Genomic DNA, 22,386 nt, shown 5'->3' with positions numbered 1-22,386 from the left:
GGCAAAACCCGCGGGTGGTCTTTTTCCGGGAGGAGCCGCTGGGGGATTTTGACGCTGCATTTGGTCCGCGCGGAGCCCAGGGTGTGCCCTTGACGCCGGGGCGTTCGATCGCGGTGGACCCGGACAGCATTCCCTATGGCACCCCGGTCTGGCTAGCCTCCACCGGGACCAACCTGTCGTTGCAGCGGCTGGTTTTGGCGCAGGACACCGGCAGCGCCATTGTGGGTGCCGCCCGGGCTGACTATTTTGTCGGTTGGGGCGCTGAAGCGGGCGAACTGGCTGGCCGACTCAAACAATCGCTCAAACTCTGGGTGTTGTGGCCGAAGTCGCAGTGATCGCGTTACCATTGCCAACGCACAACCTTATTCCTTTTAACGAATGACTGCCATGAACAAATCCACCATGCGCGATGTTGACGAGCGAACCAACCTGACAGCCAATAGCATGTTTGAGTTGTTGCTGTTTCGTTTGGGTGAGGCACCGGGAACCAATCGACGCGAGTTGTTTGGCATCAATGTCTTCAAGGTGCGCGAGATCCTGGTCATGCCGGAAATCACCGCCATGGTGAATTCGCCGCCATCTGTCATGGGGGTGGCCAATATCCGTGGGCAAATGATCACGGTGATCAATCTGCCGCAGATTGTGGGTACCAACCCGACCAAGGGGCTCAATATCCTGCTGGTGACCGAGTTTGCCCGCACCACCCAGGCCTTTGCGGTCGAAGAGGTGAATGAGATTGTCCGGCTGGAGTGGAAGCAGGTGCTGTCCGCCGAGGGGCGTGGCGGTGGGCTGGTGACCAGCATTGCCCGCCTGGACGGCGACGTGGAAGACACCCGCCTGGCCCAGGTGCTGGATGTGGAGCAGATCCTGCGGGATGTGTTTCCAGAGCATAGCGAGACGGAGATGGAGGTCACCGACAAGCTGCACCTGCCGCCCGGCACCGTGGTGCTGGCCGCAGACGATTCGGCCGTGGCGCGCATGATGATTGAGCAAGGCCTCAAGGCCATGGGGGTCTCCTACATCATGACCAAGTCCGGACAGGAGGCCTGGGACCGCCTCAAAGGTTTGGCTGCTGAAGCGGAATCTCAGGGCCAGACCATCAAGGACAAAGTGGCGCTGGTACTGACCGACCTGGAAATGCCCGAGATGGACGGTTTCACCCTCACCCGCAATATCAAGCAGGACCCCCGTTTCAGCTCGCTGCCGGTGGTGATCCATTCGTCCCTGACCGGTACCACCAACGAAGAACACGTGCGCAAGGTCGGTGCCGACGCGTATGTGGCGAAGTTCGTCGCTGAAGAACTGGCACAGACCATCCGCAGAGTGGTTGCCAATGCCTGATGGATTGCTATATCATTTGTAGCTTAATGTGGTTTGTTTGTGCGGGCTAGAGCCCTAAATCGTCTATTTTTTTAGCGGCCATGGCGACGCCTGCAGGCGTCGCCATGGCTGGCTGTTTTCTTGTTCCAGGTGTCCAAAAGACGTCTTTGAGCCCACCAATGAGCCTGACCATGCGCCCAACCATCCCTGAATCCCCCGCGACCGAGACCAGCCACATGCGCCCTGACATGGCCGGTGTCAGTCTGGATGACAAGTACACCCTGGATCATGGCCAGGCCTTCATGAGCGGTGTGCAGGCCCTGGTGCGCCTGCCGTTGTTGCAGCGCCAGCGTGACGCGCTGGCGGGTCTGAACACGGCCGGCTTCATCAGTGGTTATCGCGGCTCGCCCCTGGGAGGGTATGACCAGGCGCTGGTGGCCGCCCGCCAGCATCTGGCGGCCCACCAGGTGGTGTTTCAGCCCGGTGTCAATGAAGAGCTGGCGGCTACCGCCGTCTGGGGCACCCAGCAACTGGACCTGTATCCGCAGAGCAAAAAGTATGACGGTGTGTTTGGCATCTGGTACGGCAAGGGTCCGGGTGTGGACCGCAGCTCAGACGTGTTCAAACACGCCAACATGGCGGGCACGGCGAGACTGGGTGGCGTGGTGGCGGTGGCTGGTGATGACCACGTCAGCAAAAGCTCGACTGCGGCGCACCAGAGTGACCATATCTTCAAGGCCTGTGGCCTGCCGGTTTTCTTCCCGTCCGATGTGCAGGGCATTCTGGACATGGGCTTGCATGCCATTGCCCTGAGCCGCTTTTCCGGCGTCTGGGCGGGCATGAAGACCATTCAGGAGGTGGTGGAGTCATCCGCTTCGGTGCAGGTGGACACGGGGCGCGTCAAGATTGTGCTGCCCGAAGACTTCGAGATGCCCGCCGGTGGCGTGCACATCCGCTGGCCGGATGCGCCGCTGGAGCAGGAGGCACGGCTGATGGACTACAAGTGGTATGCGGCGCTGGCGTATGTGCGGGCCAATCGCCTGAACTACAACGTGTTTGCCAGCTCGCAGGACCGCTTTGGCATCATCGCCAGCGGCAAGGCTTTCAATGACACCCGTCAGGCCCTGCAAGACCTTGGGCTGGACGAGTCCACCTGTCGCCAACTGGGCATCCGGCTGCACAAGGTCAACGTGGTCTGGCCGCTTGAAGCCAGCATCACCCGTGACTTTGCCCAGGGGCTGCAGGAGATCCTGGTGGTGGAGGAAAAGCGCCAGGTCATCGAATACCAGCTCAAGGAAGAGCTGTACCACTGGCGGGTTCGCCCCAATGTGGTGGGCAAGTTTGCCGGCGACAGTGATGGTGACGGTGGCGAGTGGAGTCAGCCCAACCCGGGCAACAGTGCGCTGTTGCGTGCCCGAGCTGACCTGAACCCCGGTCTGGTGGCCCGGGCGATTGCCCAGCGGCTGATCAAGCTCGGGGTGCCGCCTGATGTGCAGGCGCGTATGGAAAGCCATCTGGCCCTGCTGGCGGCCAAGGATCGCGCCGCGCTGGAGATCAACACCAATACGGGTGAACGCACGCCTTGGTTTTGCAGTGGTTGCCCGCACAACACCAGCACCCGGGTGCCTGAAGGTTCCCGTGCACTGGCCGGCATTGGCTGCCATTACATGACGGTCTGGATGGACCGCAGTACCAGCACGTTCAGCCAGATGGGGGGCGAGGGGGTGGCCTGGGTGGGGCAACAACCGTTCACCAAAGACACCCATGTGTTTGCCAATCTGGGGGATGGCACCTATTTCCACAGCGGTTTGCTGGCCATCCGCCAGAGCATCGCGGCCGGGGTCAACATCACCTACAAGGTCCTGTACAACGATGCCGTGGCCATGACCGGGGGGCAGCGCGTCGGGGAGCGCCCGGAAGGGCACAGTGTGCTGCAGATCATGCGCAGCCTGCTCTCCGAGGGCGTCGTCAAACTGGTGATCGTGACCGATGCCCCCGACAAATACCAGGGCGTGGCCCTGTCCGAGGGGGTGACCGTGCACCACCGTGACGAGTTGGACGCCATTCAGCGCCAGATGCGGGAGATCAAAGGCACCACCGCCATCATTTATGACCAGATGTGTGCCACCGAGAAGCGCCGCAAGCGCAAGCGCGGCACACTGGCCGAACCCGATCAGCGGGTGGTGATCAATGAACTGGTGTGTGAAGGCTGTGGTGACTGCGGAGAGCAATCCAACTGCCTGAGTGTGGAGCCGCTGGAAACCGATTTCGGCCGCAAGCGGGTCATCAACCAAAGCACCTGTAACAAGGACTTCAGTTGCGTCAAGGGTTTTTGCCCGAGTTTTGTCACGGTCAAGGGCGGCCGACTCAAGCAGGCCAAGCCAGGCCCGCAAGGCTCACTGGCCAGTCTGCCGGCCTTGCCGGAGCCGGTGTTGCCTGCCACCCCGCGGGCTTGGGGGATCGTGGTTGGTGGTGTCGGCGGCACCGGTGTGATCACCATCGGCCAGTTGCTGGGCATGGCCGCGCATCTGGAAGGCAAGGGCGTGGTGACGCAGGATGCCGGAGGTCTGGCGCAAAAAGGCGGAGCCACCTGGAGTTACATCCAGATTGCCGACTCCCAGGAAGCCATTTACACCAGCAAGGTGGATACCGCCATGGCCGATCTGGTGGTGGCGTGTGATGCCATCGTGGCTGCCAACAAGACCACACTGGCTGTGATGCAGGCAGGACGCACCTATGTTGCGCTGAACACCCATGCCACCCCGACGGCGGCTTTTGTGCACAACGTCAACTGGCAATTCCCGGAAAGTGGCTGCGAAGCCGCCATCCGTGGCGTGGTGGGGAGTGACGCGTTGGGCCTGCTGGATGCCGAACAGGTGGCACGCCAGGCGCTCGGAGATTCGATTTACACCAACCCCCTGTTGCTGGGTTATGCCTGGCAGCAGGGCCGTGTGCCCCTGAGTCGCTCGGCATTGATGCGTGCGATGGAGCTCAATGGTGTGCAGGTGGACAACAACAAGGCCGCGTTTGAATGGGGCCGCGCTTGTGCCCATGATCTGGCGGCGGTGCAGGCCCTGTTCGAGACCGCACAAGTGATCAAGCTGGTGAAAAAACCCGGTTTGGCCGAGCTGGTGGACAAACGCAAGGTGTTTTTGACCGCCTACCAGAATGCCGCCTATGCCGAGGACTACCAGGCGCTGGTGGCGCAGGTGCAGCGGGTCGACGCGGTCTGGGGGCAAACCAGTCTCAGTGAGGCGGTGGCACGCCAGCTGTTCAAACTCATGACCTACAAGGACGAGTACGAAGTGGCTCGTCTGCACAGCGATGGCAGCTTCGAGAAAAAACTGGCGGACCAGTTTGAGGGTGACTATCAATTGCAGTTCCATCTGGCCCCACCGTTGCTGGCCAAAACCAATGACCAGGGCCAGTTGGTCAAGCAGTCCTTTGGCCCGATGACCATGATCGCCTTCAGGTGGCTGGCCCGGCTCAAGGGGCTGCGCGGTACCGCGCTGGATGTTTTTGGTCACACCGGTGAGCGGCGCCAGGAACGGGCACTGATTTCCCAGTATCGCGGTACCGTTGGTGAACTGCTGGCGGCACTGGCGGTTGGTCCGCAGGCGCCCGATGCTCAAACGCGTTACCAGTTGGCGCTGGCATTGGCACGTATCCCGGACCAGATCAGGGGATTTGGCCATGTCAAGGCGCGCCATTTGGCGGCTGCCCGGGAGAATTGGCAGACTTTGCTGGCGCAGCTGCGGGCGCTCTGACGCCAGTTGGGGCAGGCGCGGTCCCCGGTGGTTGTGCCTTGGGTCTGGGTTGGATCGTCGGGTACGGCCGCATACAATCGCAGACAGCCTGTTTGCCGCAGGGATGGGCGCGCTCAATGGCGCGCTTGTTGTTTTTTTAGTCTATACATCTGGAGTCATTCGTGTTCATTTCTTCTGCTTTTGCCCAAACTGCCCCGGCTGCTGCTGCCGCTGGTGGCGATATCCAGTCTTCGTTGATGGGCATGTTGCCTTTGGTGTTGATGTTTGTGGTGTTGTATTTCGTGATGATTCGCCCGCAGATGAAAAAAGCCAAGGAACACCGCGCGATGGTGGACGCGTTGGCCAAAGGGGATGAGGTGGCCACGGCGGGGGGGCTGCTGGGCAAGGTCACCAAGCTGAATGAGGGTTTTATCAATATCGAGATTGCCAGCGGTGTTGATGTGCAACTTCAGCGCAGTGCTGTGGTCCAGGTGCTCCCCAAGGGTACGATCAAATAAGCCGCAGTGAAGCTGGCGTGTGCCAGCATTTTGTTTTGGTTATTCTCGAAGGGCGGTCATGAATCGTTACCCGGTTTGGAAATACGTGATCATTGTGATCGCGCTGGTGGTGGGCGGGCTGTATGCGCTGCCCAACTTTTTTGGCGAGTCGCCGGCCGTGCAGGTATCGGCGGCCAAAGCGTCGACCAAGGTGGATGTCTCGACCCTGGCCCAGGTTCAGGCAGCGTTGAAAACCGCCGGCATTGAGGCTGAACTGGTGGCGCTTGATGGCGCCTCGATCAAGGTGCGCCTGGGCAGCACGGATGTGCAGCTCAAGGCCAAGGACGCCATCCAGAAGGCGCTGGTGACTGACGCGGGTAATCCGGGGTATGTGGTGGCGCTCAACTTGTTGTCGCGTTCACCGGCCTGGCTGACGTCCCTGCATGCGGCGCCGATGTATCTGGGGCTGGATTTGCGTGGTGGTGTGCATTTCATGTTGCAGGTCGACATGCAGGCGGCTTTGGTCAAGCGGGCTGAATCGCTGGCTGGTGATGTACGCACCAGTCTGCGCGAGAAAAACATCCGCCACAGCGGCATCAGCCGTAATGCGCAGACCATTGAGGTCCGTTTCCGCGACATGCCGACGCTCACCGCCGCCAAAGCCGTGTTCCAGGACCAGTTTGCCGATTTGCAAACGGCGGACGCGGCTGATGGTGCCGAATTCAAGCTCACCGCCTCCATCAAGCCTGAGGCTGCCCGGCGCATCCAGGACCAGGCGCTCAAACAGAACATCACCACGCTGCACAATCGGATCAACGAGCTGGGTGTGGCCGAGCCGGTGATCCAGCAACAAGGGCTCGATCGCATCGTGGTGCAATTGCCAGGGGTGCAGGACACCGCCAAGGCCAAGGATATTCTGGGCCGCACCGCCACCCTTGAAGTGCGGATGGTGGACGAAAGCGCCGAGGCCCGTTCGGCCGAGCTGGGCACTGGCATGGTGCCGTTTGGGGCAGAACGTTATCTGGATCGTAGTGGGCAGGCGGTGATTGTCAAGAAACAGGTCATCCTGACCGGTGAAAACCTCACCGACGCCCAGCCGGGCTTTGACAGCCAGACCCAGGAACCAACCGTCAACCTGAATCTCGATGCCAAGGGCACCCGGATCTTCCGCGACGTGACGCGTGAGAACGTTGGCAAACGCATGGCCATTCTGCTGTTCGAAAAAGGCAAGGGCGAGGTCGTGACCGCCCCGGTGATTCGCACAGAAATTGGCGGTGGCCGGGTGCAGATTTCCGGGCGCATGACCACGGTGGAGGCCAATGACACGGCACTGCTGTTGCGCGCTGGCTCCCTGGCCGCGCCAATGGAAATCATTGAAGAGACCACGATCGGCCCCAGCTTGGGGGCTGAGAACATCAACAAGGGCTTTCACAGTGTGACCTGGGGTTTCCTGGCGGTGGCGGCTTTCATGTGCCTGTACTACATGCTGTTTGGTGTGTTTTCCAGTATTGCGTTGGCGTTCAATCTGCTGCTGCTGGTGGCCGTGTTGTCCATGCTGCAGGCGACGCTGACCCTGCCTGGCATGGCGGCCATGGCGCTGGTACTGGGGATGGCGATTGACTCCAACGTGCTGATCAATGAACGTGTCCGTGAAGAACTGCGCAATGGCGCCTCGGCGCAAGCCGCGATCCATACGGGTTATGACCGGGCCTGGGCAACCATTTTTGACTCGAACATCACCACATTGATTGCCGGTCTGGCCTTGCTGGCCTTTGGCTCAGGGCCGGTGCGTGGCTTTGCGGTGGTGCATTGCCTGGGCATCATGACCAGCATGTTCTCGGCGGTGTTTTTCTCGCGGGGTGTGGTTAATCTGTGGTACGGTCGCCAAAACCGGCTCAAGACCGTGTCGATTGGTACCGTCTGGCGGCCGGATACCGGAACCGCCCTCAAGGCAGAGTAAGGGAGAGACAGATGGAGTTTTTTAGAATCCGGCGCGACATCCCATTCATGCGCCATGCCCTGGTGTTCAACATCATCTCGTTGTTGACATTTCTGGCCGCGGTATTTTTCCTGTTCACCCGGGGCCTGCATCTGTCGGTGGAGTTCACCGGCGGCACCCTGATGGAGGTCACCTATGCCCAGCCGGCTGATCTGGGGGCAGTGCGCAGCACCGTGGCCAAGCTGGGTTTTGCCGATGTGCAGGTGCAGAACTTTGGTACCGCGCGTGATGTGCTGATCCGACTGCCGGCCCAAAAGGGTGTCAGTTCAGCGCAGCAGAGCACCCAGGTGATGGCGGCACTCAAGGCATCGGATGCCAGTGCCAGCATGCGCCGGACGGAATTTGTCGGCCCGCAAGTGGGAGATGAACTCGCAGCGGATGGTCTCAAGGCGCTGGCTTTTGTGGTGGTTGGCATCATGATTTACTTGGCGGTGCGTTTCGAGTGGAAATTTGCCGTGGCGGCCATCATTGCCAATTTGCACGACGTGATCATCATCATGGGCTTCTTTGCCTTTTTCCAGTGGGAGTTTTCGCTGCCGGTGCTGGCAGCGGTGCTGGCGGTGCTGGGATACTCGGTCAATGAGTCGGTGGTGATTTTTGATCGGATCCGGGAAAACTTCCGCCGTTATCGAAAGATGACCACGGTCGAGATCATCAACAACGCCATCACATCCACCATCAGTCGGACCATCATCACCCACGGTTCGACCCAGATGATGGTGCTGTCGATGCTGTTGTTCGGTGGTGCCACGCTGCATTACTTTGCCATGGCCTTGACGATTGGTATCCTGTTTGGCATTTACTCCTCGGTGTTTGTGGCGGCGGCCATTGCCATGTGGCTGGGTATCCAGCGCGAGGACCTGGTCAAGGGGAATGTGGCCAAAAAAGACATCGATCCCAACGATCCCAACGCGGGTGCCACGGTCTAACTTCAGCTTGCTGACCATGGCTACTGCCACTGTTTCGCCCCAGCAAGCGGCCAAACTGGTCGCGCAGACGCGGCAACGGCTGGTCGCTCAAGCCACAGTGGCCCTGGACTCGGTGCTCAGCCCGGTACATGACCGGCTGCTGGCCTTGGCCAATGAAGCCGCTCCACTGACCGAGATGCAACTGCGCCGGGATGCCAGCATGGCTTTCCATCGCTGCCGGATGGTCTGGCGTGATGGCGTGGTACAGGCCTGGCAGAAGGCGTTGTTGCCGGCGTCAACCTCATCCGCGTCGGCTGGAGGGCTGACGCTGGAGCTGCTGGGAACCGAGGTGGTTGAGAACCGGATTGCCGCCTCGCGGCTGGCCATGAGTTTGATGGACAAGGCAGCGCAGGACATCACCGATCTGCGCAAGCGGCTCAAGTTCCTGAACCGGGACCAGGAACTGGCGGCTGATGACATTGTTCACCCCGAGGCGCTGCTGCTGCCCCTGGTCGAGCAGTGGGAAGCCAGTGGCCTGTCACGTGAGGCTTGGCCGTTGGTGCGGGCGGTGGTGCAATTGCACTTCAATGAACAACTGCAAAAGGCTTATGCCCAGTGCAACGCCGATCTGATTGCGCAGGGGGTGTTGCCCGTGATCGAGTTGCAGCCTCGGGTCTCTGCTGCGGCTGCCCTGCCGGAGCGGCCTGCCTCCCGGCAAAGCGCTGTCGACGCCGCTGATACCGGCGTGCCGATGAACTCCCGGGCGATGCCGCAAGCCGGCGCTGGCCTGAACATCGGCCGACCAACGATAGGACATGCCCAAAGATCGGGTCGCGTGCAGGGTATTCTGGAGCAACTGGGCCGCCTGTTCAGTGGCGTGGCGCCCGGTGGTCCTGCCGCAGGCGCTCAGCAGGCTCCTTCGGCCCCGCTGATGACGGCGTTGGCACAACAACCCCGGTTGAATGAGGCCTATTTTTCGCCGGGGATGCCGCTGCAGACAGGGGCGCCTGTGATCATTGCCCAGGTGGCCAGTGATTTGCGGGCGCAGTCCACCGACCTCAAACGCAAGGCCGGGACTGACAACGAGAAGGCCATCATCGAGCTGGTGGCGTTGATGTTTCAGTCGATCTTGCAGGAAGACCGCCTGCCCAGCGGCGTGCGTGTCTGGTTTGCCCGTCTGCAAATGCCGGTTTTGCGGGTGGCGCTGGCGGAGCCGGATTTTTTCCAGAAGCTCGATCACCCGGCGCGTCTGCTGATTGACCACATGGGCTCCTGTGTCATGGGGTTTGATTCGAGTGGCATCAGCAGTGCCGAGCTGGAGACCGAGATCAAACGTGTGGTCCAGGTCATTGAGCAATACCCGGAGACGGGTGACAAGGTGTACCGGCGGGTTTACGAAGAGTTCCAGGCTTTTCTGAAACAGCATCTGGCCAAAAAACCGTCCAGCCAGGTGGTGCTGGGTGTGGCCGAACAACTGGAGCAGAAGGAGACCCTCACCATCCAGTACACCATCGAGATGCGCGACCAGCTCAAGGACATGCCGGTACGCGACGAGATTCGGGAGTTTCTGTTCAAGGTCTGGGCCGAGGTGTTGGCCATTTCGGCGGTGCGCCAGGGGGGCCAGCATGAAGACACCCTGCTGCTCAAGAAAACCGCCACCGACTTGATCTGGGCCGCCAGTGCCAAACCCAACCGGGCTGACCGGGCCAAGGTCATCGCTGGCTTGCCCACGTTGTTGCAGTCGTTGCGCACTGGCATGAGCCTGCTGGGCGCCAAACGCACCGTGCAGGATGCCCATCTCAAGGTGATCAGTGATACCCTGGCTGATGCCTTCATGTCCAAGACCCAGAGCGTGGCCGATACCCAGATCCAGGCCTTGGCCCAGCGACTGGCAGAGCTGGATGACTACGTCAGCGAGGACGGCGGGGAAGAGCTGCCGCTGGACTCCCAGAACATCGAGGAACTGCTGGGTATCGAGGCGATTGAACTGGATGTGATCAACGAAGGGGGCGAGCCAGCCAGCCCTGACATGCTGACGTGGGCGCGCAAGCTGGCCCTGGGCTCATGGTTCACCCTGAGTTACGGTTCACAGGTGGCCCAGGTGCAGCTGGTCTGGCGCAGCCCACTGGGGCACTTGCACCTGTTTGCCAACAACGTTGGACACAGTTATTTGTTTCAGTCAGCCCGCTTGGCCGGTTATCTGCAGGCTGGTCTGTTGCTGTCGCAGGAAGACGAGCCGCTGTTGACTCGTGCTGCGCGCCTGGCGATGGACGAAATCCAGGTCAACCCCGCGCGCGTGCTGCACTGAGCTTGCACGGCATCAGTGGGCCAGTCGATCGGTCCGGTGGTCGCAGAGTTCATCAAGCACCAGGGCGTCGGGCTCCTGGCCCAGGCTCCAGAACACCATCAGCACGATCAGCTTGAGGTCGTCGACGCTGAGTGGGTCGCCTGGCGCGGCCATCGCCCGCTCCATGACCAGCTCCAGCCGTTCCCGGGACAACGTCCCGATGGACACGAGAAACGCCAGAAACCCCCAGCCAGCCACCCCAACACGTCCGTGTTCGGAGGTGGTCAGCACGCGTGTCATGGGAATGACCGACGCAGTGGTCAGGGCTGTGGCCGGGGTGGTGTCCCGGTGACGGGTGCGCAAGACCCCGGCGGCGCTTTTCAGTTCTTCCAGCCAGATCAGGGCGGTGGTGATCTCCTGCGGGGCAAAGCCGACGGTACCGAGTGTGCGTTGCAGGGTGGGCAGCGCCGGACAGGCTTCGCCGTCCCAATAGTTGTCATACACATAGGCAAGGACTTCAAACATGGCTCCAATATAGCGCCAAGCCGGTCCGCCAAAACCTCAAACTGGCCGGTATTTCCGGGCTCAGGCGGTCTGGCGTTGAAACAGCCCACCTGGCAGCCGTGCCACCTGGCCGTCAAGCTCCAGCGTCATCAACTCGACCTGCAAGCTGGCGGTGTCCAGGCCGGTGCGGGCCTGCAGCGCATCGAGCCCGACGGGGTCAAACCCCAGTGCCGCCAGCACCCCGCCGTCTGGTTGAGCCTGCATCTTCTCCTCGCGGTCACTGGCGGTCGGGGGGCGACCTGGTGTGCCTGCGCCTGGCCAGTCCAGCTCTTCCAGCACGTCCTGTGCTGACTCCACCAGTTTGGCCCCCTGCTTGATCAGCGCATGACAGCCGCGTGATTGGGCGGCGTGGATCGAGCCGGGAATGGCAAACACCTCCTTGCCCTGCTCAGCCGTCAGCCGGGCGGTGATCAGCGAGCCTGATTTGAGCGCGGCTTCCACCACCAGCGTGCCCTGTGCCAGACCGGCAATCAGCCGGTTGCGTTTGGGGAAATTGGCGGTCAGTGGCGGTGTACCCAGTGGGTATTCACTCACCAGCAAGCCCTGTCGGGCAATGCGGTGCGCCAGATCACGGTGCGCCTTCGGGTAGACCCGGTCCAGACCGGTGCCGACCACCGCGACGGTGACGGCCTGCGAGGCGTCGCTGGCACCAGCCAGTGCGCCTTCGTGGGCGGCACCATCGATGCCCAGTGCCAGACCGCTGACCACGGTCAATCCGGCCTGGGCAAAAGACTGGGCAAACAGCCGTGCGTTGGCTGCCCCCTGTGGGGTCGGGTTGCGACTGCCCACCATGGCCAAACTGGTGCGGGGGTTGATCAAGGTTGAATTTGCTACTGAATTTATAGCAATGTTAGGTTGTTTTATCTGGGCTGGAGCGGTATTTGGCTCATAAATGGCGGTGCCCAGCAAATACAGCATCAGCGGTGGGTCATCCAACTGCAGCAGGCTGGGCGGATAAGCCGGGTCCCCGAGCGTGACCACCTGCCGCCGTATCTCACCGGGTTCATCGTGCTGCAGCCAGTCCCACGTGGTGCCGGTCAGGACGAGCAACTCATCGGGCGGGGTGCACAAGGCCCGGGCCTGGGTGGGCCCCACCACCTGTTGCAGGGTGCTGGTCGACTGGTCAAAGACCTGTTGCGGCAGGCCAAAAGCCGCCAGCAGCTTGCGGGCGCTGGCGTTGCCCACACCGGGTGTCAGTGTCAGGCGCAGCCAGGCGGTGAGTTCATCACGCTCCATGGGATGCCGGGCCAAGCGCTCAGAACGGGTTGGTCAGCCGATCACCGACCTTGACACCCGTGGTGATTTCCAGCACCAACGCATAAGACAGCTTCTCGAAGGTGCGAAACACCATCAGCAGGCCATAACGCTCATCGGGCAGTTTGATCTCGCTCAGGCTGGGATCGGTCTTGTCAATGATGCGGTTGCCGGCTTGCATGATCGCCAGCACATGGCCCACTTCCATGCCGTCACGTGTGCCGCGGTTGATCACCACCACCTGGTTCTGGGCGGCATTGGCCACGGCACTGCCATAGACGGACACGATGCTGGCGTCCACCCGGTCTTGCGGCGCGTGCGGCACGTAGCTGGTCAATTGCTGGGGCGGTTCAGGCAGCAGCCGGTCGCCAACCCGCATTTCCTCCTTGGCGTCCACGATGTCAATGGTCGCCGGCACGATGTCCATGCGCCGGGACCCGTCGGGATTGGTACCTTCCTGCATGGCTTCGCTGCGCACCAGCAGGGCGCGGCCGATGTATTGCGCCTCATAGCCCAGGATTTCCCCGCTGTCCGGGTCTTTCAGTGGGGTGGTGCTGCGGAAAATGCGAAAGGCCTTCTGCGGCTGCTGCGGGTCGTCGACAAGCTCCTCAGCCATGGCGCTGCCGCTGCGGATGTAGGCGCGGTCGCCCCGGGTCAGCAGCACCCGGTTGTCCTGGGTGGCCACAATGCGCGGTGCCCCACTCATGTCCGGGTCATCCACCACCTCCGGCTCCGACAGGAACGGTTCGATCAGGTGTGGTTTGAGGGTGGGCAGCGACTGCGGCACGAGTTTTTCAATGCGGGTGCGCGGCGACAGCCGCACGGTGGGCGGGTCGGTTGCGTCGGGTGGCTGGATCAGCAGGCGGGCCCGGCCACCCGTCTTGTCCAGGTACAGTGTTTGTCCCGGGTAAATCCGGTGCGGGTTTTTGATGTCGTTGAGGTTCATGCCCCACAACGCCGGCCAACGCCAGGGTGCTTTCAGGTACATGCCGGCGATGGCCCACAGCGTGTCGCCGGACTTGACGGTGTAGCTCTGCGGCGCGTCGGCCTTGAGGTCACTCAGTGGCACTCCGCTTTGGGCAACTTCGGTGGCGGTGGCGCGTTGCTGGGCTGTGATCGGGAAGCTCTGGGCATTGGCCGATCCCGCCGCCCATAGGCTGCCTGTCACGGCGGCTGCGGCCACCAGTACCGGAGTTGCTTTGAAGAGAGATATCACCATGGTGTTTCGTACCCTGTTAAATCGCATGAGATTTTGCGCCCAAGCCCTTGATTGAACAAGGATTGTCGCCTGACGAGGGCAACACCTTGCCGAAAATAGCGAAAATAGCGACATCTTAGAAGTGACACCATGGCTTTACTCCCAATTCTCTGTTACCCCGACCCCAAGCTCCATACGGTGGCCAAGCCGGTGGCCGCCGTGGACGCACGCATCAAAACGCTGATCAGCAACATGCTGGAGACCATGTATGACGCCAAAGGGGTGGGTTTGGCGGCCACCCAGGTGGATGTGCATGAACGTCTGCTCGTGATCGACGTGTCTGAAGAGCGCGATGCCCCGATGGTGCTGATCAATCCCACCATCCTGTGGGTCAGTCCCGAAACCCACCTTAACGAAGAGGGCTGCCTGTCGGTGCCCGGCATTTACGATGGGGTGCAGCGCCATGACGCCGTCAAGGTTGAGGCGCTCGACGAGAACGGCCATTCACGCCTGATCGAGGCCGACGGCCTGCTGGCAGTGTGCATCCAGCACGAAATGGACCATCTGATGGGCAAGGTCTTTGTGGAATACCTGTCGCCGCTCAAGCGCAACCGCATCAAGACCAAGCTGCTCAAGGCCCAACGCGAGGCACGCTCCTGATGGCGGGGCTGTCGCTGGTTTTTGCCGGCACCCCCGAATTTGCCGCCGTGGCGCTGGCGCGGCTGCTGGATGCCGGGCATGAGGTGTCCCTGGTGCTGACCCAACCCGACCGGCCGGCCGGTCGTGGCCTGAAACTGCAGGCCTCGCCGGTCAAGCAACTGGCGCTGCAGCGTGGGCTAGCGGTGGCGCAGCCGCGCAGTCTGCGGCTGGACGGCAACTATGCCGCCGACGCCCAGGCGGCCAAAGACGCGCTGCTGGCGGCCCACGCCGATGCCATGGTGGTGGCCGCTTATGGCCTGATCCTGCCGCAGTGGGTGCTGGATGTGCCCCGGCACGGCTGCTTCAACATCCATGCCTCGCTGTTGCCGCGCTGGCGTGGGGCGGCCCCGATTCACCGCGCGATCGAGGCTGGTGACGCCCAGACCGGTGTCACCATCATGCAGATGGACGCCGGGCTGGATACCGGCGACATGTTGTCTGCCCAGTCGCTGCCCATTCTGGACAGTGACACCACCGGCAGTCTGCATGACAAGCTGGCGGCGCTGGGGGGCACGCTGATGGTCCGCACCTTGGCCCAATTGCAGCAAGGGGCGCTGGCACCCGTGCCACAGCCAGCCGAAGGGGTGACTTATGCGGCCAAGATCGACAAGCAGGAGGCGATGATCGACTGGTCGCAGTCGGCCTCAGTGATCACCCGGCGGGTGCGCGCCTTCAACCCCTTTCCTGGCGCCAGCACCCTGTTGGCGGGTGAGCCGCTCAAAATCTGGGCTGCCCAGATTGGTGAAGGCCTTCCCTCTGCTGCTCAGGTTTGTGGGCAAATAATGGCTGTAGCCCACGAATACATTGCGGTTTCAGCTATGAATTCTGTAGTCAATATCACGGCGTTGCAGCGTCCTGGTGGCAAACGCCTGGCGGTGGCTGATTTCCTGCGCGGCTTTGATGTGCAGCCTGGCCAGCAACTGGGATAAGTTCCACCGTGTTTCTGCACCCCGCTTATTTCCGCCACGCCGAATTCCGCGTCGGGGTGCTTGATGCGCTGGGTGCGGCACCCGGGTTGGCCGCTTGGGGGGTGATGGCCGGTGTGGCCATGGTGAACTCGGGGCTGAGCACGTTCGAGGCGCTGCTGATGGGTGTGATTGTGTTTGCTGGCAGCTCGCAGTTGGCCGCCATTCCGCTGATCAGCTCCGGTGCACCGATGTGGGTGGTGCTGGCCACCGGGTGTTGTGTCAATCTGCGTTTTGTGGTGTTCAGCGCCCACCTGCGCCCCTACATGATGCATCTGCCCTTGTGGCAGCGGCTGCTCACGGGCTACCTGACCACCGACCTGAGCTACGTGCTGTTTGTTCGGCGTTATCCGCGCCATGACGACACGCCAGAACAACAGCTGGCGCAGCAGGCCTATCTGGCGGGGAACTCGGGGGTCAGCTGGGTGGCCTGGGTCGGCTGCAATGTGGCCGGTGTGCTGCTGGCGGGGGTGATTCCCGCTGCCTGGGGGCTGGCCTTCGCCGGCATCCTGGCGCTGCTGGGTATTCTGTTTTCGCTGGTGTCGAGTCCGCTGCGTTGGGTCGGTGCCGGAGTGGCTGGGGCGGCGGCGGTGGCGGCGTTTGCCTTGCCGTACAAGCTTAACATCCTGCTGGCCATTGCGGCGGCGGTGGCCATCTGCCTGCTGCTGGAGACAACGAACCGTAGCGCCGCCTCGATGAGGTCGTCATGACGGCGCAGACCGACCTCTGGACCGTGCTGGTGATTGTTGGCCTGACCGTGATCACGGTGCTGACCCGTTCCTTGTTTTTCATCTCCAGCAAGCCCTGGCAGTTGCCGTCCTGGGCGCAACGCGGGCTGCAATATGCCCCGATTGCCGCGCTGGCGGCGGTGATCATGCCCGAGCTGGTGATGACGCAGGGGCAATTCATCCACACCTGGCAGGATGCCCGCCTGTTTGCCGCAATGGCAGGGGCGGTCTGGTTTTTCTGGCACAAAGGCCAGGGCCAGGCCGTGCTCGGCACCATCGTGTTGGGCATGGCGGTGTACCTGCCCTTGCACCTTGGTCTGGGCTGGTAAGCGGTCATTCCACAGGCATCCGAAGGATGTCTGCTGTATTTTTGTTCTGCTCATGTAACCACTTCCGTGGGAAAATCACGAAACAAAATTACATGGAGACTTCTTGATGCCGCGTCGTGCCACCAAAATCGTTGCCACCCTGGGTCCCGCTTCCAGCGACCCGGCGTTGCTGGAGCAGATGATCCGTGCCGGCGTCAACGTCGTGCGACTCAACTTCAGTCACGGACGGGCGCAGGACCACATCGACCGTGCCCAGCTGGTGCGTGAAGCGGCCCAGCGTGCCGGGCGGGAGGTGGCGATCATGGCCGATTTGCAGGGTCCCAAGATCCGGGTTGGCAAGTTCGCGCAAGGCAAAGTGTTCCTGGAGCCGGGCCAGCCGTTTGTGATGGATGCCGCACGCACCGAGCCGGGGGATGCCCACGGCGTGGGTCTGGACTACCAGTCCCTGCCGCAGGAAGTCAAGGCTGGGGACGTGTTGCTGCTCAACGATGGCCTGATCGTCATCACGGTGGATGAGGTCAGGGGCACGGCGATCCACACCACGGTCAGGATGGGAGGCGAGCTGTCCAACAACAAAGGCATCAACAAGCAGGGGGGCGGTCTGAGTGCCCCGGCGCTGACGGCCAAGGACATGGAGGACATCCGAACCGCCATGAGTTTCAAGGCGGACTACGTGGCGGTCAGTTTCCCCAAAAACGCTACCGACATGGAGATGGCGCGCCAGTTGTGCAACGTGGCTGCTGTTGATGGTCACCGGCCCGGGCTGATTGCCAAGATCGAGCGTGCTGAAGCCATCCCCAAACTCGAAGAAATCCTGCTGGCCAGCGACGGCATCATGGTGGCGCGTGGTGATCTGGCGGTGGAAGTGGGTAACGCCGTGGTGCCGGCACTGCAAAAACGCATGATCAAGCTGGCGCGTGAACATGACCGGGTGGTCATCACCGCCACCCAGATGATGGAGTCGATGATCACCAACCCTGTGCCCACCCGGGCCGAGGTGAGTGATGTGGCCAACGCAGTGCTTGATGGCACCGATGCGGTGATGTTGTCGGCTGAAACGGCGGCGGGCAAGTACCCGCTGGAGACCGTGATTGAAATGGCCAAGATCTGTCACGCCGCCGAGAGTGGCAACAGCTTGCAGCTGGAGGCGGATTTCACTGACAAAACCTTTACCCGGATTGACCACGCGATTGCCATGGGGGCGTTGTTCACGGCGCACCACCTGGGCGCCAAAGCCATCGTGGCCTTGACCGACAGTGGCTCCACCGCGTTGTGGATGAGCCGGCATTTGGTGCAGATTCCGATCTACGCCATCACCTCCAAGCTGGCAACGCAGCGCCGCATGACGCTGTACCGCGCCGTGCGGCCCCTGTTCAGTGACACCAGCAATGACCGCGACACCGCGTTGGCCGAGGCTGAAAGCGACCTCAAGTCCCGCGGCGTGGTGCATGCGGGTGACGTGTATGCCATCACCTGTGGAGAACCCATGGGTTCTCCTGGTGGCACCAACATGCTGAAGATCTGCCGCGTCAAATAAATGGCGCTGGCCCTTATTTGGCGATGTTTTGTCGCACCAGGCGACTGGTTTCCGGGTCGAAATAGGCTTCAACCACCTGGTTGTTGCGGTCGAAACCATAAATTTCGTAGCAGTTGCCGACGGCAACCTTGAAGGTTTTGATGCGGTAGCCCCGGTGTTCGGCCAGCAGCCGCATCTCTTCCTCGGGCAACCACCGGCTGCGCGGGGCCGTGGTGCAACCCGCCTCCGGTTTGTCCCGTCCAGGCAGGGACGACACGGCAGCGGGTCTGGCCGCCACCGCTGAGGCCTTGGGGGCGGCTTTGGGCGGCGTCTGGGCCTGGCAGGCCATCCAGCTCAGCGAGGCCAGCAACGTGAGTGTGCGTAACTTCATGAGGGTCTTTCGTAGTAACGAGCCGCTATTGTCGGCACACAAGCTTGGATTTGTCTTAAAAGCCGGTGGATTCAGTGAAGCGTCAAAAGGGTTTGTCAGGTCGGCGTCGCCATTGCTGGCTAAAATTTGAGCCAGTTACCGCTCAGTTACCAACCTCAGAAGGACACCATCATGGCTCTTGTTTCCATGCGCGAACTGCTTGACCACGCCGCTGCCAACGGTTACGGCATTCCGGCTTTCAACGTCAACAATCTGGAACAAGTGCAGGCCGTGATGGCCGCCGCTGATGAGGTTGGTTCGCCGGTGATCCTGCAAGCCAGTGCCGGTGCGCGCAAATATGCCGGTGAAGCCTTCATCAAACACTTGATCCAGGCCGCCATCGAGAGTTACCCGCACATTCCGCTGGTGATGCACCAGGACCACGGACAGAGCCCCGAGGTCTGCCAGGGGGCGATCAACCTGGGCTTCAGCTCGGTGATGATGGACGGCTCCCTGATGGGGGACGGCAAGACCATTGCCAGCTACGAGTACAACGTCGAAGTCACCCGCAAGGTGGTGGACCTGGCCCATGCGGTGGGGGTCACGGTCGAAGGTGAACTGGGCTGCCTGGGCTCGCTGGAAACCATGAAGGGTGACAAGGAAGACGGCCACGGCACCGATGCCACCATGACGCGTGAACAGATGCTGACCAACCCCGAACAGGCGGCCGACTTCGTCAAGCGCACCCAGCTCGACGCCCTGGCGATTGCCATCGGTACCAGCCACGGCGCCTACAAGTTCACGCGCAAGCCCACGGGTGACATCCTGGCGATTGACCGCGTGATGGAAATCCACCAGCGCCTGCCCAACACCCACTTGGTGATGCACGGCTCCTCCAGCGTGCCGCAGGAGTCACTGGCCATCATCAACCAGTACGGTGGCAAGATGAAGGAAACCTATGGCGTGCCGGTGGAAGAAATCCAGAAAGCCATCCAATACGGCGTGCGCAAGATCAACATCGACACCGACATCCGCTTGGCCATGACGGCTGCCGTGCGCAAGTTCATGGCAGAAAATCCCGACAAGTTTGATGCCCGCGACTGGCTCAAACCCGCCCGCGAAGCGGCCAAGGCCCTGTGCAAGCAACGCTACCTGGAGTTCGGTTGCGAAGGCCAGGGTGGCAAGATCAAGGGCCACAGCCTGAGTGTGGTGGCCGGGCAATACGCGCGTGGTGAACTGGTGCAAGTGGTGCAATAAACCCGCCCGCCCCGGCCTGTCACCCCGTCGTGGCTGAGGTCACTGCGGGGTTGATTTTTTGTGGCAGCGGTTGACGCTCTTGCTACCATTGCCCCTTACATGGAATTTTTATGACGACCGTACACACTTCCTCCCTGACTTCCCTGACCCTGCTGGCGCGCGGCAAGGTGCGCGACAACTACGCGGTGGGTGATGACCGGATCCTGATGGTGGCCTCTGACCGCATCAGCGCGTTTGACGTGATCATGGGCCAACCCATTCCCGGCAAGGGCGCGCTGTTGACGCAAATGGCGCTGTTTTGGTTTGACAAACTCGGCCCCAAAGGCCTCAACATCTGCCCGATCCACCTCACTGGTGAGGCGCCCGAAAGTGTGGTCACGCCCGAGGAAGTGCCACAGGTGGTGGGCCGCTCGATGCTGGTCAAACGCCTCAAACCGATCCCGGTGGAAGCGGTGGTGCGTGGTTATCTGGCCGGCAGCGGCTGGAAGGAATACCAGGAAAGCCGCAGTGTCTGTGGTGTGCCGCTGCCCGAGGGCCTGAAAAACGCCAGCAAGCTGCCCGAGCCGATCTACACCCCGGCAGCCAAGGCCGAGATGGGTGAACATGACGAGAACATCACTTTCGAGAAAACCGTCGAGATGATTGGTGCCGACCTGGCCGGGCGTATTCGCGATATCAGCATCGCCCTGTACAAGGCGGCCAGCGAGATTGCCGCCGCCAAAGGCATCATCATTGCCGACACCAAGTTCGAGTTTGGTCTGGACAAGGACGGCACCCTGGTGTTGATGGACGAGGTGCTGACCCCCGATTCATCGCGCTACTGGCCGGCTGAGAGTTATGTCGAAGGGGTCAACCCCCCGAGCTACGACAAGCAGTTCCTGCGCGACTGGCTCGAAACCGCCCAGGTGGGTGGCAAACCCTGGAGCAAAACACCGCCGGCACCACACCTGCCGCGTGAGGTGATCGAGCAGACTTCAGCCAAGTATCAGGAGGCGCTGCAGCGCCTGACACACTGAGCCAGGCACAAGTCTGGCAGGCCTCACGGAGGTGAGCTGCGCCGGTAACGCCCCAGCGTGGCCGAGGGTGGTTCGCCAAACAAGGTGTGGTAGCCCGCTGAAAAATGCCCGAAATGCCAGAAACCAAATTCGGTGGCGGCTTCGGTGACCGAGGTCGCGGTTTTCAGGCGGCTGCGCACGGCGTTGAGGCGTAGCGTGTTGACCCAGGCCAGCGGACCCATGCCCCAGGTGGTTTGAATGCAGTTTTGCAAGGTGCGCCGGCTCACCCCCAGACAGCAGCACAACTCAGCCACCGAGGGCGGCTGGTCGAGTTGTGCCAGCACCAGGTCGCGGGCGCGGCGCTCCAGCGCCAGCGGCAAAAATCTTGCGCCGTGGCAGCCATGCCCGATGGCATGCATCGGCGTTTCCAGCATCAGCATCAATTTTTCAAGCAGTGTGTCATGTACCCATGTGTTTTCTGGCGCGGCATCCAGCGCGGCGGGCCGGCAGGCGGCAGACCGGAACAGAGCCACACCAAAGGCCCGCAAGCTGTCGGCTGCGTTCTGCTCAACCGGGTATAGCCCGGCTTGCAAGGCCGGCGCTGACGCCTGTTCTGCGCCGTCAGCGGCAAAAAAGTCCGCAAAAACCGGGCGGTCAATTTCAATGCCCAGCATCACATGCCGCTTGGGTGAATGGAATTCAAACCCCTCGGTACCGGAAAAAACATGCAACTCGGCCACACTGCCGGGCTTGCCACAAAAACGGGAGTTCCCACTGAAATGCAGTGGGATGCCGAGTGCCACGACGTCCGGGCGCACCATGCCAGTTTGGTGCACGGTTTGCTGCAAATCTTCGATGAACAGGCTGATGCCACTGACATTGAGGCGCTGCACACTCCCGCGAAAAGTACCGGCAGACAACTGGATGTAACGCTGGTTCCAGCCGTTCAGGCTGGCTGCCTGCTCGTCAATATCATCAAAAAACCGTCCACAGGCACTTGGCAGTGCGCTGTCGTCGATGGGTGCCGTCTGCACCCTGATGGGCGGGAATGATGCTTGCATTGGAGTCCCTTAGCAATTGACGTACCAGTACAAAAAGCCGTTTCGATTGCCGAAATGGGATAGCGCACCCCACATTTGGCTTCTTACGATGAAGTTGTGCAGAGCTGCACATGCGTCCTACTCACCCACCACCCTGGAGTCTCCGATGTCCATTGAACCTCATTCCGCCTCAGAGGCCGACCTCAAGTTGCTGCATAGCATGGGCTACGCCCAGGAGCTGGCGCGCAACATGAAGGGCTTTCAGAACTTTGCTATTTCGTTTTCCATCATATGCATTCTCTCCGGGGGAATCAACTCGCTGGGGCAAGGCATCAGCGGTGTGGGCGGTGCCGCCATTGGTGTCGGCTGGATTCTTGGTTGCGCGGTGAGTCTGGTGTTTGCGCTGGGCATGGCGCAAATCGGCTCGGCTTACCCGACAGCGGGCGGGTTGTACCACTGGAGTTCGATCCTGGGTGGGCGCGCCTATGGCTGGTTGACCGCCTGGCTCAACCTGCTGGGGCTGGTGACGGTGCTGGGTGCCATCAATGTGGGCACCTTCAATTTTTTCATCGGGGCCTTTGGCGCCACTCTGGGGCTGGAAGCCAACTTTGCGACTCAGGCAACTTTTGTCATTGGTGTCACCGTGGCTCAGGCCATCTGCAACCATGTGGGCATCAAGTTCACGGCCAGATTGACTGACCTGTCGGGTTACCT

Annotated in this window: 20 protein-coding genes; 15 read left to right on the top strand and 5 right to left on the bottom strand. The window is 61.5% G+C overall.

From position 1 onward, the window contains the following. The 7 genes from PHW99_RS12805 to PHW99_RS12775 all read left to right on the top strand — a co-directional run. Positions 1-335: 3D domain-containing protein (locus PHW99_RS12805; RefSeq protein WP_300178025.1), on the top strand; the 335-nt coding region annotated here is incomplete at its 5' end. A gap of 52 nt (positions 336-387) precedes the next feature. Next, a complete protein-coding gene (locus tag PHW99_RS12800; protein WP_300178022.1) occupies positions 388-1,341 on the top strand; it encodes a chemotaxis protein in 954 nt (317 codons plus the stop codon). Positions 1,342-1,556: 215 nt separating this feature from the next. Continuing rightward, positions 1,557-5,087, top strand: coding sequence for an indolepyruvate ferredoxin oxidoreductase family protein (locus PHW99_RS12795; RefSeq protein WP_300178034.1), 3,531 nt, complete (start codon positions 1,557-1,559; stop codon positions 5,085-5,087). Between the two features lie 161 nt (positions 5,088-5,248). Continuing rightward, entirely contained in the window at positions 5,249-5,584 is a 336-nt protein-coding gene (yajC, locus tag PHW99_RS12790; RefSeq protein WP_300178019.1) for a preprotein translocase subunit YajC, read from the top strand. A 58-nt stretch (positions 5,585-5,642) separates the two neighbouring features. Continuing rightward, positions 5,643-7,523, top strand: coding sequence for a protein translocase subunit SecD (gene secD / locus PHW99_RS12785; RefSeq protein ID WP_300178016.1), 1,881 nt, complete (start codon positions 5,643-5,645; stop codon positions 7,521-7,523). An 11-nt stretch (positions 7,524-7,534) separates the two neighbouring features. After that, positions 7,535-8,491 carry a protein translocase subunit SecF gene (gene secF / locus PHW99_RS12780; RefSeq protein WP_300178013.1) on the top strand — a complete coding sequence of 319 codons (957 nt, stop codon included), beginning with the start codon at positions 7,535-7,537 and terminating at the stop codon, positions 8,489-8,491. A 16-nt stretch (positions 8,492-8,507) separates the two neighbouring features. Then, positions 8,508-10,778 (top strand): DUF1631 family protein, encoded by a 2,271-nt coding sequence (locus PHW99_RS12775; RefSeq protein ID WP_300178010.1) that lies wholly within the window; start codon positions 8,508-8,510, stop codon positions 10,776-10,778. Between the two features lie 12 nt (positions 10,779-10,790). Here the strand turns inward: PHW99_RS12775 and PHW99_RS12770 are convergent, their stop codons facing one another. From PHW99_RS12770 to PHW99_RS12760, 3 genes are read right to left on the bottom strand one after another with little or no spacing between them, the layout of a single operon-like run. Continuing rightward, positions 10,791-11,282, bottom strand: coding sequence for a DUF494 family protein (locus PHW99_RS12770; RefSeq protein WP_300178007.1), 492 nt, complete (start codon positions 11,280-11,282; stop codon positions 10,791-10,793). A 60-nt stretch (positions 11,283-11,342) separates the two neighbouring features. Further along, complete coding sequence (gene dprA, locus PHW99_RS12765) at positions 11,343-12,557, bottom strand: DNA-processing protein DprA (protein ID WP_300178031.1); 1,215 nt, start codon at positions 12,555-12,557, stop codon at positions 11,343-11,345. A 19-nt stretch (positions 12,558-12,576) separates the two neighbouring features. After that, the gene (locus PHW99_RS12760) at positions 12,577-13,794 is read right to left on the bottom strand and encodes a LysM peptidoglycan-binding domain-containing protein (RefSeq protein ID WP_300178004.1); all 1,218 of its coding nucleotides are present in this window, start codon (positions 13,792-13,794) and stop codon (positions 12,577-12,579) included. Between the two features lie 129 nt (positions 13,795-13,923). Here PHW99_RS12760 and def point away from each other — a divergent pair, with 129 nt between their 5' ends. The 5 genes from def (at position 13,924) to pyk (ending at position 18,031) form a co-directional block, all read left to right on the top strand. Beyond that, positions 13,924-14,433: a peptide deformylase gene (gene def, locus PHW99_RS12755; RefSeq protein WP_300178001.1), complete on the top strand. Its 510-nt coding sequence runs from the start codon at positions 13,924-13,926 to the stop codon at positions 14,431-14,433. A gap of 8 nt (positions 14,434-14,441) precedes the next feature. Further along, positions 14,442-15,401: a methionyl-tRNA formyltransferase gene (gene fmt / locus PHW99_RS12750; RefSeq protein WP_300178028.1), complete on the top strand. Its 960-nt coding sequence runs from the start codon at positions 14,442-14,444 to the stop codon at positions 15,399-15,401. A gap of 8 nt (positions 15,402-15,409) precedes the next feature. Next, positions 15,410-16,147 carry an AzlC family ABC transporter permease gene (locus PHW99_RS12745; RefSeq protein ID WP_300177999.1) on the top strand — a complete coding sequence of 246 codons (738 nt, stop codon included), beginning with the start codon at positions 15,410-15,412 and terminating at the stop codon, positions 16,145-16,147. Next, on the top strand, positions 16,144-16,494 hold the full coding sequence (locus PHW99_RS12740) for an AzlD domain-containing protein (RefSeq protein WP_300177996.1): 351 nt from the start codon (positions 16,144-16,146) through the stop codon (positions 16,492-16,494). The genes PHW99_RS12745 and PHW99_RS12740 overlap by 4 nt, the downstream gene beginning before the upstream one ends. A 106-nt stretch (positions 16,495-16,600) precedes the next feature. Further along, the gene (gene pyk, locus PHW99_RS12735; RefSeq protein WP_300177994.1) at positions 16,601-18,031 is read left to right on the top strand and encodes a pyruvate kinase; all 1,431 of its coding nucleotides are present in this window, start codon (positions 16,601-16,603) and stop codon (positions 18,029-18,031) included. 13 nt (positions 18,032-18,044) lie between these two features. Here the strand turns inward: pyk and PHW99_RS12730 are convergent, their stop codons facing one another. Next, positions 18,045-18,401, bottom strand: coding sequence for a PepSY domain-containing protein (locus PHW99_RS12730; RefSeq protein WP_300177991.1), 357 nt, complete (start codon positions 18,399-18,401; stop codon positions 18,045-18,047). Positions 18,402-18,572: 171 nt separating this feature from the next. Here PHW99_RS12730 and fba point away from each other — a divergent pair, with 171 nt between their 5' ends. Together fba and PHW99_RS12720 are read left to right on the top strand one after the other, a co-directional pair. Beyond that, positions 18,573-19,637, top strand: a complete 1,065-nt coding sequence (fba, locus tag PHW99_RS12725; protein WP_300177988.1) for a class II fructose-bisphosphate aldolase — start codon at positions 18,573-18,575, stop codon at positions 19,635-19,637. 110 nt (positions 19,638-19,747) lie between these two features. Continuing rightward, entirely contained in the window at positions 19,748-20,653 is a 906-nt protein-coding gene (locus PHW99_RS12720; protein WP_300177984.1) for a phosphoribosylaminoimidazolesuccinocarboxamide synthase, read from the top strand. 23 nt (positions 20,654-20,676) lie between these two features. Here the strand turns inward: PHW99_RS12720 and PHW99_RS12715 are convergent, their stop codons facing one another. Then, positions 20,677-21,693 (bottom strand): helix-turn-helix domain-containing protein, encoded by a 1,017-nt coding sequence (locus PHW99_RS12715; RefSeq protein WP_300177981.1) that lies wholly within the window; start codon positions 21,691-21,693, stop codon positions 20,677-20,679. A gap of 145 nt (positions 21,694-21,838) precedes the next feature. Here PHW99_RS12715 and PHW99_RS12710 point away from each other — a divergent pair. Continuing rightward, positions 21,839-22,386, top strand: a 548-nt coding sequence (locus PHW99_RS12710) for an amino acid permease (protein ID WP_300177978.1), incomplete at its 3' end; no start/stop codon positions are given.

The organism is Rhodoferax sp. (genome assembly GCF_028689305.1).
Lineage (GTDB): Bacteria > Pseudomonadota > Gammaproteobacteria > Burkholderiales > Burkholderiaceae_C > Rhodoferax.
Note: the sequence above shows the minus strand (reverse complement) of the source record. Positions and strands in the feature narration are given on the sequence as shown.

What these genes read in the sequence shown, in the direction of transcription:
- PHW99_RS12730 (WP_300177991.1), bottom strand. Translation starts at nt 18,401, where the DNA reads ATGAAGTTACGCACACTCACGTTGCTGGCCTCGCTGAGCTGGATGGCC.
- def (WP_300178001.1), top strand. Translation starts at nt 13,924, where the DNA reads ATGGCTTTACTCCCAATTCTCTGTTACCCCGACCCCAAGCTCCATACG.
- PHW99_RS12740 (WP_300177996.1), top strand. Translation starts at nt 16,144, where the DNA reads ATGACGGCGCAGACCGACCTCTGGACCGTGCTGGTGATTGTTGGCCTG.
- PHW99_RS12720 (WP_300177984.1), top strand. Translation starts at nt 19,748, where the DNA reads ATGACGACCGTACACACTTCCTCCCTGACTTCCCTGACCCTGCTGGCG.
- PHW99_RS12795 (WP_300178034.1), top strand. Translation starts at nt 1,557, where the DNA reads ATGCGCCCTGACATGGCCGGTGTCAGTCTGGATGACAAGTACACCCTG.
- PHW99_RS12760 (WP_300178004.1), bottom strand. Translation starts at nt 13,794, where the DNA reads ATGGTGATATCTCTCTTCAAAGCAACTCCGGTACTGGTGGCCGCAGCC.
- PHW99_RS12770 (WP_300178007.1), bottom strand. Translation starts at nt 11,282, where the DNA reads ATGTTTGAAGTCCTTGCCTATGTGTATGACAACTATTGGGACGGCGAA.
- PHW99_RS12775 (WP_300178010.1), top strand. Translation starts at nt 8,508, where the DNA reads ATGGCTACTGCCACTGTTTCGCCCCAGCAAGCGGCCAAACTGGTCGCG.
- dprA (WP_300178031.1), bottom strand. Translation starts at nt 12,557, where the DNA reads ATGGAGCGTGATGAACTCACCGCCTGGCTGCGCCTGACACTGACACCC.
- pyk (WP_300177994.1), top strand. Translation starts at nt 16,601, where the DNA reads ATGCCGCGTCGTGCCACCAAAATCGTTGCCACCCTGGGTCCCGCTTCC.
- fba (WP_300177988.1), top strand. Translation starts at nt 18,573, where the DNA reads ATGGCTCTTGTTTCCATGCGCGAACTGCTTGACCACGCCGCTGCCAAC.
- PHW99_RS12800 (WP_300178022.1), top strand. Translation starts at nt 388, where the DNA reads ATGAACAAATCCACCATGCGCGATGTTGACGAGCGAACCAACCTGACA.
- secD (WP_300178016.1), top strand. Translation starts at nt 5,643, where the DNA reads ATGAATCGTTACCCGGTTTGGAAATACGTGATCATTGTGATCGCGCTG.
- PHW99_RS12715 (WP_300177981.1), bottom strand. Translation starts at nt 21,693, where the DNA reads ATGCAAGCATCATTCCCGCCCATCAGGGTGCAGACGGCACCCATCGAC.
- secF (WP_300178013.1), top strand. Translation starts at nt 7,535, where the DNA reads ATGGAGTTTTTTAGAATCCGGCGCGACATCCCATTCATGCGCCATGCC.